We start from the raw sequence: 13,948 nt of genomic DNA, 5'->3' as shown, positions 1-13,948 counted from the left end.
TCAGAAACTCATTTCCAGCTCCAGCCCCAATTCATAACCGTTCCTAAAGACTTCTCTCTTTCCTCCCAGTCCCAGGGCCATCCAGCCCTTGAGAGACCCGAGGCCGGTGATGACCAGTTTGGATTCGTGCCGGAGAGTGATGTCATAACTGGTCTGCGCTCTGTCATCCTGGTCGAAGTAGCCTGTAAACATGAGTTTTTCTTCATGCTGCATCCGGGTGGGCTTCATCACCAGATAGTCCATAAGGGGGAAGTTGAAATAGGGCTGTTCCGGTTCAAACCAGCGGAAAATCAGTTGGAAGTCATCCTGAACATAATCGGCCAGCCATTTTTTTGTGTACCTGTTGTCCAGGACAATCTCCCAGTCTGATTCTCCCATCACTGTCAGGTAGTTCTGATAGACGATCTCCTCTGGCTGGGGTGTCCACAGATCCCGTCCGCCTAAGATGAGCTGGAGAGAACTGGATATTTCATCTGTGTTGTAGAAATCAAAGAAGGGATACCGTCCCCAGTCACCAAAGAGATTGATCGCCGACTGAAGGACCTGGAAGGACCAGTTGTGCTCCAGATAGAGGGAGTCCTGTTTCTTGTAGTATTCCCTCTGCACGGCAAAATCCAGTCCCGAGGGGACAAAGAGATCGCTGATATGAGAGCCTGAGAAGCGGGTGAAGCCGATATAAGCCTGGGGTTTGTACTCCGAATCTTCCGTCATCGTCAGAGTCCTTTCAAAATCTCCCATATTATTATTCCCGAAAATTTCGTAGAAGGGAATAAAGTTGACCAGGGGGAACTGACTTCCTGTCACCGTGAACAGAGTGTTCAGGTCTTCACCGAAGGTTTCATTGGACCCGGGATAGACCTTCTGAACCAGTTCCCGCCGATAACCGGGAGTGACGGTCCAGGGCCGGGTGGGAGATTCTATCTTGACGGGGAATCCTAAGTCGGAGTACCAGCGGTTTTCCTGCTGCCATTCAAGCTGTTGAAGGGCCCCGTATTCCAGCCGGGTTTCCCAGAGAACTCCCAGGGGAAGGGGCTGGCGCCGGGCCGTGAGTGAGCTCAGTCCTTCACGGCTGTTGATGCCTTCCCGCAAGGGCTCTAGGTATTGGAAGTCCCGGGACCAGTCATTGATATAGTCGGTGGAGTCGGACTCCCAGTCGGAGCTCTGATACAGATCCAGACTCAGACCGATACTGCTCTCGGGTCCCGGATTGATGTTTGCAAATCCGCCCCAGCCCTGGGTAATCTCCTCCCTGGAGGCCGTGCTGCTCCCCTCTGCTTCCAGGGTGATAAACCGAAAAGGAGTCAGGTGGAGTACATTGGATCGGGCCATGGTATCATTCCCCGGGTAAAAGGAGCGGGAGTAGCTGTCTGAAACCCATCCGAACCGGGATTGAGAGGGAATACGGACCAGATGTCCCCCCGAATAGAGGGTCTCTTCCTCTGTCCATATGACCTCCAGATTTCCCTGGAGGCGGACTTTCAGGGCATCCACACCGCTGGAGATCTGACTCTCCAGGCGATGAGCATCTCTGTTGAAGTAGGACTCGGTGGTCTGGGTGTTGTAGAGGATGTGGCTGCTCACATCAAAGTCTCCCAGCAGAGGAAAACCACGCGCCGTGCTTGCCAGTACACCGGGTTTCCTGTAGTTCAGCTGAGTTTCAACACTGCTTCCCGTGGAGAAGGAGGGCTCTGTAAAATGGATCTCATCCAGCTGCATGGTCCCGGAGGGCACACCGCTGCGGGTCATATTGAAGCGGGAAAAATTACCGGTATCCTGATCGATGGTCAGGGAGCTTACCGTCGTATCTCCGGAAAAGGCGGCACTCCCGTTCTGCAGGTCTATGGTGAGCTTTTCCCACTCCCTTGAACCCGGTTCATATTCCAGGATGATCCCCTGGCCCTGGCTGTCAGTGAGGGAAAAACTGCCCGTACCCTGGATGGAGTCATTCTTCAGGTAGAGACTGACCTGGCCGTAATCGGTCACGGGAACACTATTGAACCAGGCGGTTCCGCTGATGGAATCTTCCGCATCCAGAGGATCGCCGCCCTGACTGTCTGTGCCCCATCGGAGTTCCAGTACCTTCTGGTCTTCCTTGTCGGGGTGAAAGATTGTCTGAACCTCGGGGAATTCCTGGGCCAGTTCGCTGTCGGACCGCTCCCGGACGCTCAGGTTCTCCGCGTCTTTTTGTATTCCTCCTGCGCCTATGATGGACAGCTGGAGGGGGGAGCCTTCTCCCCTGAGTCCTCCTATCAGGAGTTCTCCCTCGGATCGTCCGGTATCGGAGGATCCTAAAATAAAGCGGAGAGACCGGACCCGGCTCAGTTTTTTCCGCTCCGCCTCGGTCAGGAGGATGCTCACCTTCTTCCAGGTCTGGGCAAGGGCGGGAATCTGGGCTGTCAGATCTTTTTGATACACAAAGCGGCTGTCTCCGCTGTCTATGCTGCCGTTGTCATCCAGGTCACTGGACTCGCCATTCTCTCCGATCCGGAGTTCCAGCTGCAGATTGTCCTCCCCCAGGTTCTGGCGGTAGAGGTAGAAGCTGAGTTCCGAATAGCCTGAGAGGTCGATTATCCCTGAGTCCACCGGCAGGTAATCCCCGGCGGACCATTCTTCTCTCCCCAGGTCGTAGGTCAGGGCCAGAACCCGGGATGAGAAGGGGTCATCCTCGGAAGCCGCGGCAACAGAAGGTCCCTCCCGGCTGCTGTCTATCGATGCACCCGACCAGGAGTAGTCATTGAGATAGGTCTGGCCGGTATTGTTGGAGGATTCAAAGTCTCTGTAGAGAAGTTCTTTTCTATACAGAGGGTCCGGATCGACGGGGCTGCTCACCATAACAGGAGTCAGGGACAGCTCGGAGGGTACGGCCTGGTCCTGGCTGACAGAAAAGGAATATCCATTCTCTTCCATGCCCAGGACCCTCAGATTTCCCGCCGTGTCTGAAGTGGAGATGTTCAGGCTGGTGTTGACCATCATGTCCAGATTTTCAGCCTCGTAGAACAGAGTTCCCGCCAGCTCCACCAGGCCGGGGCTTTCACCCGCCTCCTGGGTCATCTGGTTCTCCGGCAGGGTCCATCGGAGGGACTCGGCCAGTTCCAGAGTCATTCTGTCGTTTAAAAAGAGTCTGTTTCCCTGGGCGATAAAAAGGTCCCCCCCGGTCAGACCCACAGATTCGGTCCTGTAGCTTACTTCAATCCTGTCTTCGGGGAAGATATATCGGCCGAAAAAGATCTCTCCCGTCTCATAATTCACGTCTACAGACTTGTCTTCCATGCCGTTGACATAGACCTTGACCGAACCCTTGATCAGGTTGGTTCCCAGATAGTAGTTATTGCTGTCCTTCTTGACGGCAATCAGAAGCTCCCTGGACAGGTCCTCTCCCTCGGTGACTCTTCCCGGGCCGTATATCTCAGGATTGCCAGGGGCAAAGGGAATCCGGTTGTAGGCGCTCCGGTTGTCTGTGTTCTCCAGAACCACCCTGAGGAACCGCCTGTCCATCTCGTCTTTTTCCCTCAGAAAAATATAGGCCAGGTCAGATTCAGCCAGGCCGTCCGAATCGACCAGGGAAATAATGGTCCGCCAGGATTCGCTGGGAAGGTTGGTATAAAAAAGATAACGGTTGTACATCTGGAAGTTGCTGAACTCTCCCTTGTTATGAACCAGGAGGGCCTCATTTCCCTCGATTGTCACCAGGGAGGTTTCCCTGAAATCCTTGTCTCCCAGGCTGTCCAGGTCGTAGGGGTTTGTCTCATCCCAGCCGAAGGGCAGCAGATCTCCCGCGGGGTCCGGCCGTCCCCGTGAATCAGGGGACATAATGAAATTTTCGATGGCCCCGGCAGTACCAACGGGATGGCCTCCTGTGGTGTAGTAGATGAGGACTCTCCCTTCCGAGGGGTCCTGAAGGGTGACAAAGCCTTCTGACAGATCCGCCTTATAGGGGATGTTCCGCCTGGTGTAGCGCCTGCCGTCGGATCCAGTGAGCTCCCCCGAGGAGTTTTCCTGGTAGAGTATCAGGGAGGAAATGTTTTTATTGGGAAGGATAAAGTGTTGCCCCTCCTGAAAGGCGGGAAGCTCCAGGGTTTCGGCGTCGATCTCGTATTCCCCGATAAAGTCCTTTGATTCCAGTTCGGTCGGATCGTAACGGATCATGATCTCATGGCGGGAACGGGCCGTCTCAAAGGAGGCCATAACTCCCGGAGTATTGTATTGGGGACTGGACACGTCAATGCCCTCATATTCCCCGATACCGATACCGGCATTCCCGATTCTCACTTCCTTGAGAGAGGTTGTATCATCACCTACATAGCCCATGGCATAGGTGTTTTTGTCATATCCCTGGGTGAAGGAGGTTTCCATAAAGTAGTGATCCAACAGCAGGACCGAGAGGAAAAAGTCGGGTTCCTGGGAGAATTCCAGACCCTGGTGCAGTCCCGGATAGGCCTGGGGGAAAATAAAGTCTCCCTGATTGATTTCGTAACCTGTTCCGTAGGTCAGGCGGTAACGCCAGTATCCTTCCCAGAAGACATCCGTGCCCACACCGCCTATATCCAGATCAAAAATATGCTCCGGAGCTTCTCCCTCTTCATTGGAAGCCATGGGGTAGGTCTTCTTCGGATCACTGTCTGAATCCCCTGTTTCCTGGGCCGACAGGGGAATAAGGCTGGAAATGAGGAGGGAATAAATGGTTATCAAAAAAAGAAATGTTTTCTGTTTCATTTGTGTACTATTATTAACTGAAAGAGGATTTTCAAGAATATGCCTCATCTGACCGATTATTAAGCAAAACCCAATTTGGCTGGCAAAATATGGATAATGACAAAACAAAAGCCCTACAGTTCCTCAAAAGACTCATGCAGAACCCCAGTCTGGGAGGATTTTCTGCACTGCAGAGAGAGGATCAACTGTTGCAATTCTTCATTATTAATGAAGATAAACTGAAACCCACACTGACTTCTCCTGCTTACTTTAACGGTTGGTCCTGGAAAGATATTTATAAAATAATGACTGATACCCTGTATGATATCACAAACAGGGAAATTCTTCCGCAGATAGAATCAGAAATCTTTGACAGGACCAGTTATGCCTACATTAATTTTATGAAACTTCCCCCTCCTTCAGATGCTGTGAAAAGACAGCTTTATGACATGCTGAAAAAACTCCTGACCATCCCCGCCGGGCGGCAGAGTCTGGCGGGAACCCTGACAGCCCTGAGCTCGGGCATCCTCAAGAGATATATGATGCTCGGCTATGAGAGACAAAAGTACATCAACTTTGAACTCACCAAGGTCCAGAGGCTCCGGATGCCTCAGGAAGAGATCTATAACCTGCTCAAGACAACCATGTTCATCAAACCCCTGACCATTCTTTTTGCCCCCGGGGGACCCGGCACACAGCGGAGCAATCAGAACCTGTCTCCTGTTTATGCGGAAAAAATCACCAGGCAGCTGAGCAAGCTTATTCCGGGATTAGCAGAGCCGATTATTCGGGGAGGGGTCAACTGTGTTCTTCCTTTTCAGGACAATCCTAAATTGGAAACCACCGCCCGGATCATCTCTATTTTCAGCTCCCGCTGTTCTCAGATGAAAGAAGGGATGACCATTGACAGGGGAGCGGCCGCTTCCGATCAGAGCTGGTTCAGCGTAGCCAGACGGAATTATAAATACTATGGATATGATTTTGACATGCTCACCGAGTTCTATAACATATCCGCAGAAAATGGATGGTAAGCCCTATGAAGCTCAAGGAATCTATTGAAAATATCATTCTCTTTGTGATTTTTCTCGTTCTTGTTCAGACCTTCACCGAAGATCTGGCTGTCTTTCTGGGCTGGTCCTGGGATATTCGCCGGACCCTTGTCTTTACTGGATTCGCCTTTGACCTCTTTTTCTCTGTGGAATTTCTGGTGCGTTACTTTGCCTCCCTGAAAAAGGGGAATACCCTGCATTACATGATCCGTGAGAGAGGCTGGGTCGACCTGGTCGCCTCACTTCCTCTGCTGATGCTCAGTTCCGGGCCAGCCGTCCTGGCACTGATGCAGGGCTCTGCCTTTGTGGGTGCCGCGGGCATGCTGAATATCCTGAAGGTAGTTAAAACCGTCAGAATCGCCCGGATTCTCAGGCTTCTCAGGCTCCTGAAGGTTTTTAAGAAGATTAAATTTGTCAACTCACCCATGGCACAGCGGCATGTGACCAAAATCATAACCACCGTTGTCTCCAGTTTTGTTTTGACCATGACGGCGGCCTCCTTTATCCTGGCCATCGTCCCCGTGAAGGATGTGGAAAAGGATTTTATTGAGAAACACCGGGTCATGGCTCAGACGGCTGACCGCCTGGCAGGCTCTGTCGGAGACAGGGCTTTGATAGAAGAGTTCGAAGAGTATGAGTCAGTCCTGATTCTCAGAACCAGTGAGGGAACCCTCTATACCCGGTATGATAATGATTTTTATAAAAAATGGTATGGTCCTTCCGACTACGGCTATATCCGGTCCGGCGGGGTTGAACTCTTTTATAATCTTAAGCCCCTGCATGCCGGGGGGGCGGGAGACAATCTTCTCATCTTTGTGTCGATTCTGCTGATGCTGATCATCCTGATGGTGACCTACAGTCCGCATTTTGCCCTCACCGTCACCGATCCAGTGAACATCATGCTTAGAGGCATGTCGGACAGTTCGTATAATCTGGAAGTACTGATTCCCGATGAATATGAAAGTGATGGTGTTTACCGCCTGGCCCGACAGTACAACGAAGAGTATCTGCCCCTGAAGGCCCGAAACAGCGACATGGAGCAGGGGGCGAACCTCGCCCTCAAGGTAGATAACATCGAAGATTTGTTCAAATAAAGTTCCAGCCTGCCTCATCCCCGGCAGGACTGCCTTAGGTGATTGAAAAGGGATCAATCTCCAGATGGGGGATTTTTTCGGCAGTCTGTGCCGGAACGATCACCTTGATATGCCGTAAGGTTTCTGTAAAACCCTGCACAACGGGCCTGCTGAATACGGTGGCAGATCCTATGTAGGGTTTTTTTCCGCCCTTATCCAGGATGGGAAGATCCACTTCAAATGAAATTTTAGAGGGAATATCCACCACCAGGTGATTTTCCGGTAGAAGCCCGGGATATTGGGCCTCTATAAGTCCGGCCAGTCTGTTTTCATGTTCGTGTCTGAACTCCATATCCATCAGATCCCGGTGCAGCCTGTTTGTTTCATCAAAGGGAGTCTGGGAGATGATTGTGTAATTCCGGGGTGTTTCCGATTCCCTCACCAGGGATGCCAGTTCTTCGGGCAGGGCGGTCATTCTTCTGAAAAACTCATCATCATCCATGCCGTAGAGGTCTTCCGCCCTGATATGCTTCCCTGAGAGACTCAGAAAAACCGCCTTTTTCACCAGTGCCGTGGACATTCTCACATCGCTGTGCCAGTAAACCGTCTTGTACATCAGATATTTGGAAAAAAGGATATTTTCAACCGCCGAAACACCCTTGAGGGTCAGAGCAATCCCTGTCTCGGTGGGGCGGATCTGGGAAATGACAAAATCGATGTCCTGCATTCCGTAGGGAACACCGCAAAAATAGGCATCCCGGTTCAGGTAGTCCAGCTTATCCGGGTCCAGTACCCCGCTGAGAATATTCTTGAAAAAAATCAGTTCCCTGTTGCCTTCGGCCGGGATGGAGCTGTCGATGATCGCCGCCACCAGATCCGGATCGGTTCCGATTTCATTCCTGATAATTTCGGAAATGCCCGAATCTTTGATGATTTTCCCAGAGAGAATCTCATGATCCGCCAGGGAGAGTTCCATAAAGGAGTGGGCATGGGGAAAGTGACCGATGTCATGGAGAAGGGATGCACAGAGGAAGGCCTTGACTCCCCTCAGAGTCAGGTGAGCCGGGCAGGCCTCGGCAAAGAGGATGGTCTTCAGAATCCGTCTTGACAGGTAGAAGACTCCCAGGGAGTGGCATAATCGGGTATGGGTGGCACCGGGATAGACCAGGGACGCAGGTCCCAGCTGACGGATACGGCCCAGTTTCTGAAACTCCGGGTGATACATGATTTTTCGAAGTCCCGGAGACAGGTAGATGTGTTTCCATAGAGGATCTCTCACAGGAACGGTATAGTCTTCACTTAAATGACGTATGATTTCTTCTCTCATAAAAACAAGTATACATAAAACAGGTCTTTGACGGCAGGGGTTTTTTCTGTTAAAAAGATGAGTATGAGATTCATCTTCCTGTTCCTGACCCTCTTTCTGCTCTCCTCCTGCACTCCCAGGGAAAGGAAAGATGCGAATGGAGATCCGCCGAATGATGTCCCTGTGGAGTCCTCTGATACGGGACTGACCATGAAACGGACTGATACTGCACTCAAAGGGAAGGATTCGGACTCAAAGACATCAGAGAGGCAGACCCAGAGTCCTTCAGGTCCGCAGCTTGAGTTTACAGGACCTCTGCATCTCCAGAGGATAAAATCTCATGCCTATATTCTCAGTGAAAGTCTGCTCATCGGAGCTTCGGTGGACCCGCTGTCACCCCTTCTGGAAGAAAGAGAAGCCGACTATCTGGTGAGGGAATTTTTGAATACCTACCGGAAGGGCAGAATTGCCAGGGAACTTCTTTCTGAGGATGCTCACCCCCTCTTTCAGGAGGAGCTGGTCCTGTTTCTTCCGGTCGCTCCAGAGATTGAGGGTTTTTACCTGGGAACATTCAGACTCAGGGGAGAGCATTCTCTGCTGCGGGTGGCTCTGATTTCTGAAAGCGGCTTTATAGATGGTGTCATGTATATGAAAAAAGAGGGCCCTCTCTGGAGTCTTCAGGACTGGGAGATGCCTATCAGGAACTGGCCAGGTGACCCTGTTCCCCGTGAAGGAGACCAGCTTCACGTTCCGGGATATTATTAATCCAGCTGTATGCCCATATTCTTGCGGGGGAAGGTCTTTCCAACGGCGACACAGTTGGCTTTTTGAGTGAATACTACACCCTTGTTCCAGTATTCCAGAGCCGCGAACATGGCATTCCCGCCATCATTGTCATCGCTTTTCTCTGTTCTGTAGGAGACGAATTCCGACAATGCCTCATAGTCTTCCTTATTCAGGCAGTCGTTCCTTTTTGTATTGAAATCATTCCATTCCTGAATGGCATTAAAACCCTCTCCTTCATCTTCGATGATGATTCGGGCCTGATCTTCTGAAAAGGTGTACCATACCTTTACCAGTTTTGCAGGATCTTGGAGGTTCCCATGTTTTACGGCATTCTTGATCAGTTCGGAAATCTGCTGTTCCAGAAGGTTTATCTCCCTGATTTCGGGTGGAGCCTTTTGTACGATGAGCAGTGTGAAATACCTTATCTGTCTGAAATCGCTGGGAAACTCCTTATAAAAAAGATTTTCCTTATCCATCAGAGGATGGCTTTCATCTATCTCTATTTGTTTCATATTCATCAGCCTCTTTGAAGTTCCAGAATCCCCTCTTTCAGGGTCTCTCTCATGGGAAAATAGCCTGTCAATTTTGTTAGTTCAATGACTTTTTTTACGGAGCCATGGACGCATGTAATCATAAGACGGGCACTTTTCTTCTTTAATGCCGAACTGACAAATATTAAGGCACCGATGCCGCTGGAGTCTATGTATTCAACCTTTTCCATATTCACTATGAAAAAAGAAATCCTCTTCTCCAGCATCTTTCCCACCAACTCTTTTAGTTTAAAGGCATTATAGAGGTCCATTTCACCTTCAATATCGATGATGTAAACAATTCCGCTTTTCCTGACTTTAAGTTCCAATCAGTCTCTCCTTATGGGGGCTATACCTGGGGGTTGTTCATTCTCTGATCAAACTTCTGACCTCAGAATTACCACCTGTGAGTCATGCCATTTTACGGGTAAGGGTGAATATCCGTCAAGCAAAGAAAAACATCTGCAGTTATTAAACAGAACCAATTTTCTTTGAAAATCTCATATTCAATGAATGATAGAGGCTTTCTCCTTTTTTATCTTCAAACGAGCTGATGAGAATGCCCATGATGTCTTCACCTTCGGCATCCAGTTTGTTCCAGCGAATCTCTCCACTGATTTTAAAGGATTGTCCCTCACTGTCTGTCGGGATGATGAGACAAGTGATGGTGCTGCCTTCTTTGTAGGGGAGGGGGACAGGTGAATAGACCCGGAAGCCCCGGGCGCTTATGTCTCTGATATAAGCGGGCTGGCTGTTATCCAGAAGAACCTTTGCATAGCTCTGATTTCTCTGATCAGTTCTTTCTTTACTCATGCTCATATATGACTCCTTAATTCAATGAAGGTTCCCGTGGATATTCCTTTTTCATAACGATCATTCAAAGATCCGTCGGAGGCCGTAAATTTAAGAATAAAGGTATCAAAGGCTTTTTTGGTGATAAAAAGACCCATTCCGAATCGGATATATCCATGCTTTTCTCTATAATCCAGAAAATACTGGTCATTGATATCAATTTCATTGACATCCAGATCAATATCATAGGGCAGACTTTTCTTATCAAAGCCTCCTCCCTTGTCCTGTAGAATGATAATCAGTTCTTGAGGGGTCATGGTGAACCGGAGAATTATCACAGCGTCTTCCTGCCGTTCCTTGTGCGCCCTGATGGAGTTATTCACGAGTTCCAGAAGAGAGTGCCGTATGTTCTCCAGTTTATTATCATCAAATCCAGTGAAGTCCATATTATTAAATTGTTCCATAAGGACAGAAAAATCAGTAGATCGGGAAACACGAAGAATTACAGATTTATATTTTTTTCCATTATGTTTTATATATCCCATGGTTTATTATATAATACACCATCACCAAATCACTAACAGGAAAAAATGTTTTACATTTACTATAAACTGGAAAATAAAAAACAGCTGATTCAACTCTATCCTTCCAGGATGGAAGGTCTGGAGAAACGAGCCTCTGCCCTGATCAATGAGAAGGGAGGCTCCCCTCTGGAAGAGGATGGAGATATCTTTCAGTTTGCCGCACTCTACAGAGAGACGGCCATCAATGTTCTTGAATGTGCAGAGTCTCTTAAGGTTCTTCTGGACGAGTACAGGCAGCATTTAAGCGGTTTCAGTATCATCATCTCCGCCGGGCATCAACAGGACGATCTGGTTCAACATTTACACGGTCTTTCATTGACGACTGCCACTGAAAATTGTGTCTGGATGGAAGACTCGGTACAGAATCAATTTTCTGATTATCTTGAACCCGCCAGGCGGGAGGAGTATTCCCAGCTCTTCCCTGTGAACATTAAAGTGAAAAAGATGCTCTCCATCGAGAAAAGATATCACCGCTTCTTAAAGCGGGAAGACCTTCTTCCAGATTTGAAAAACGACATTAACCAGTGGTTGTACCGTCAGGATGAGTCTCCCGGGATGGTGATGGTATCCAATGATCAGGAAGAAACCCTGGATGTGCTGCGTTCCGTTCTGGAAGATCAGCATCATCTGATCGAAGATTTTCTCCTCATTGAACCAGCCCAGGATTTCTGGGACCCCTGGTACCCGCTTTGTCATTTTATAAACAAGAGTTTTCTGCCTCAGGTGGAGCAGTACCTCAGCATTGAAAATAAAAAGAAATGGCCGGAAGAGATGATTTTCCTGCAAAATATCTGCAGAGCTGACTGGTATATACATTACTACGATCAGGTGGAAATTGATTTCTTCAATGCCTTTCTCCTCTACTGGAAGGGCTGTTTGAAAAAGCTGGACACCTATCCGACACCCCCTGTCCTGATTATCCGAAATCCGGAACTCTTTTCTGAGGATTCAAGAGCCCTGATCGGCCGCTTTATCGCCATCCTTAGAAAGTCCTTTCCCCAGCAGAAATTTCTCATCCTCACAGGGGATCCAAAGGAACCCCTCCCCGAGGGGCTGGAGGGCAACTACCGGAGAGCCTCCATTTCTCCCCTGTCTGACCAGGATGTCAGGCTCAAGGCGGCTGATGTGTTTCCCGAACTGAAACTGAGCCCCGATGAGCTGTTGAAGGCCTACAAATCCGAGGGCTCCCGCCTGATAAACCTCTTCTTTTTTCTGCAGAACCGCCTGGAGGGCATTCAGCACTACCGGGATGGTCTTTCATCCGCCGAGGCCTATCTCTTTGACCGGGACAAATGCTCCATCGAAATACTGTCCCTCTGCCAGCCCGGACGCTTTTTCCTGACACGAAAACAAATTCTCATTTTTTTCCACTCCAGGGGAGTTTCACTGCCCGAAGTGGAAGAACGCCTCAAACGTCTTGAAAACCTGGGGTACCTTCGCTTTCTAGGTTCCACCGGAGGGCTCTGGTGCCGCCCCATCAATCTGGCTGCTCTGGAAGAAACTCAGGGTTTTAACCGGGAAGAATTGACCGAAGACTTTACCCGCTTTCTCAGTAGAGAAATGGAAGCCCGACAGATCAGCTCTCTCAGCGGTCTCTTTTACTTCCTGAACTACCGGGGCAGCATCGACTTTGGTCTGGATATTCTGAACCGCATTGTCCATCACCTGTTGAAAATCAGGGAGAATTATCTGGCCGAAAAATTGCTGAATTCCAAACTCTTTGATAAGCGCATCCTGAGTCATACTCAGCAGGAAGGACTCCATAACATTCAGTACGCCGGGCGCCTGAGAAGTGCCCTCCTGCAAAATTCCAGGAAAGAGGTCTCCGAAAAAATCAATGCGGGCTACCTCTCTCTCATGGAAGCCCAGGGGGCCTGCAGTGAAGAGTTCCTCCTCCAGCAGGCTCATTACCATGCACAGAACGGAGACGCCGAACTGGCTCAGACCATCGTCAAGGCGAGCCTTTTTGCCTTTCAGAAAAACAGTGACCACTACGGTGAGATTAGAGCCAACACCTCTCTGGCTCTCACCATGCTCAGCCAGCGGAAACTTTCGGCTTCGGTGGACTATTTTGAAATTGCCCAGCGCATCAGTGAACAGTTGAGAGACAGGGAGGCTTCACTCATCAGCGGTAAACTGATGGTCCTCTCCTCTTACCTCTATGGAAACCTCTCCTCCGCACTCCGATCTCTTGAAAATCATATGCCCCTGGCTCAGAAAGAACGGAACCGTGAAACCCAGATGTTTCAGCTCTTTTTAAAGGGAAGAATTCTCTTTGAACTGGGCCGTTACTCCGAGGCTTTTAAAGAATTGAAACAGGGCCGCAGCCTGGCCAAGCGCTACAAAATGACCAGAGAATCCCATGTCATCACCTCCTGGATGGCCAGATCCCTGTGTTTTGGTCACAGTGAGAAAATAGCGGACGAACTTCTGTCCCGCCAGTCTTCAAATCTGGAAACCGCCTATTTCAAGGCCGAAGCAGCCTACCTGTCGGGGGATAAGAAGATCGGGATCAGCTATCTGGAAGAAGCCTTTAAACAATACGATGAAAGACCTCAGTTTATCCATGAAATGGACTGCTGGCTCGACGGCTTCCGTGTGATCGAGGGCCGCCTTTCGGACAAGGACTTCTATGAGGATGTCCTGCTGGATCAGGCCCGGGGGTTTTACTTCCTTCTGATCGGCCTAAACGGTGAACCCGAGCGGGCCTGGGAGGGGCTGTCACCTCTGTGCCGCATGGATAGGGCCTATAATCAGCAGCCCTTCGGGTATTACTACTTCCTCTATGCCGCCGAGGTAATCGAGCAGACCGGGATAAAGGTGAGTGAACCCCACGAGTCTCTGGTAAGCCACGCCTTCAAACTCCTGCAGACCCGGGCGGGCCGCTTTGACAGCCAGCAGATGAAGCATAACTTCTTCCGCAAGAACTACTGGAACAACGAAATAGTACTCAAAGCCCAGGAGCTGAATCTGATTTAATACAGAGGACCTTTTGATAAAAAAAAGTTTGGGTCGATGTTGACAAATTTTCCGTGAATAGGTTATATTACGCAAGCGTTACGGAGGCGTAGCTCAGTTGGTAGAGCAATCGGCTCATATCCGGTCGGTCAGGGGTTCAAGTCCCTTCGCCTCTATA

General features: G+C 49.7%; 10 protein-coding genes and 1 tRNA gene. 5 read left to right on the top strand and 6 right to left on the bottom strand.

Features of this window, described 5'->3' with window-relative positions:
- Complete coding sequence (locus tag PF479_RS14385; RefSeq protein WP_298007813.1) at window positions 1-4,713, bottom strand: hypothetical protein; 4,713 nt, start codon at window positions 4,711-4,713, stop codon at window positions 1-3.
- An 89-nt stretch (window positions 4,714-4,802) separates the two neighbouring features.
- Between PF479_RS14385 and PF479_RS14380 the strand changes: the two genes are divergently transcribed.
- Window positions 4,803-5,723, top strand: coding sequence for a hypothetical protein (locus tag PF479_RS14380; protein ID WP_298007811.1), 921 nt, complete (start codon window positions 4,803-4,805; stop codon window positions 5,721-5,723).
- Between the two features lie 5 nt (window positions 5,724-5,728).
- Window positions 5,729-6,835, top strand: a complete 1,107-nt coding sequence (locus PF479_RS14375) for an ion transporter (RefSeq protein ID WP_298007810.1) — start codon at window positions 5,729-5,731, stop codon at window positions 6,833-6,835.
- Window positions 6,836-6,869: 34 nt separating this feature from the next.
- Here PF479_RS14375 and PF479_RS14370 read toward each other — a convergent pair whose 3' ends face one another.
- Window positions 6,870-8,141, bottom strand: coding sequence for an HD domain-containing protein (locus PF479_RS14370; RefSeq protein ID WP_298007808.1), 1,272 nt, complete (start codon window positions 8,139-8,141; stop codon window positions 6,870-6,872).
- Between the two features lie 63 nt (window positions 8,142-8,204).
- Here PF479_RS14370 and PF479_RS14365 point away from each other — a divergent pair, with 63 nt between their 5' ends.
- Complete coding sequence (locus PF479_RS14365) at window positions 8,205-8,885, top strand: hypothetical protein (protein WP_298007806.1); 681 nt, start codon at window positions 8,205-8,207, stop codon at window positions 8,883-8,885.
- Here the strand turns inward: PF479_RS14365 and PF479_RS14360 are convergent.
- From PF479_RS14360 to PF479_RS14345, 4 genes are all read right to left on the bottom strand, one after another.
- Window positions 8,882-9,427, bottom strand: a complete 546-nt coding sequence (locus PF479_RS14360; RefSeq protein ID WP_298007857.1) for an ATP-binding protein — start codon at window positions 9,425-9,427, stop codon at window positions 8,882-8,884. The genes PF479_RS14365 and PF479_RS14360 overlap by 4 nt on opposite strands.
- Window positions 9,424-9,765 (bottom strand): STAS domain-containing protein, encoded by a 342-nt coding sequence (locus PF479_RS14355; RefSeq protein WP_298007803.1) that lies wholly within the window; start codon window positions 9,763-9,765, stop codon window positions 9,424-9,426. Before PF479_RS14355 ends, PF479_RS14360 begins: the two co-directional genes overlap by 4 nt.
- A gap of 142 nt (window positions 9,766-9,907) precedes the next feature.
- Window positions 9,908-10,249: a PilZ domain-containing protein gene (locus PF479_RS14350; protein ID WP_298007801.1), complete on the bottom strand. Its 342-nt coding sequence runs from the start codon at window positions 10,247-10,249 to the stop codon at window positions 9,908-9,910.
- A 2-nt stretch (window positions 10,250-10,251) separates the two neighbouring features.
- The gene (locus PF479_RS14345; RefSeq protein WP_298007799.1) at window positions 10,252-10,692 is read right to left on the bottom strand and encodes an ATP-binding protein; all 441 of its coding nucleotides are present in this window, start codon (window positions 10,690-10,692) and stop codon (window positions 10,252-10,254) included.
- 126 nt (window positions 10,693-10,818) lie between these two features.
- On the opposite strand from PF479_RS14345, the gene PF479_RS14340 reads away from it, so the two are divergent.
- Window positions 10,819-13,791, top strand: coding sequence for a hypothetical protein (locus PF479_RS14340; protein ID WP_298007797.1), 2,973 nt, complete (start codon window positions 10,819-10,821; stop codon window positions 13,789-13,791).
- Window positions 13,792-13,873: 82 nt separating this feature from the next.
- Window positions 13,874-13,946 (top strand) — tRNA-Met (locus PF479_RS14335).
- The last annotated feature ends 2 nt before the right edge of the window (window positions 13,947-13,948 follow it).

It is taken from the genome of Oceanispirochaeta sp. (genome assembly GCF_027859075.1).
Classification (GTDB): Bacteria; Spirochaetota; Spirochaetia; order DSM-2461; family DSM-2461; genus Oceanispirochaeta.
The sequence above is the reverse complement of the archived record's forward strand: the minus strand, read 5'-3'. Positions and strand labels throughout refer to the sequence as shown.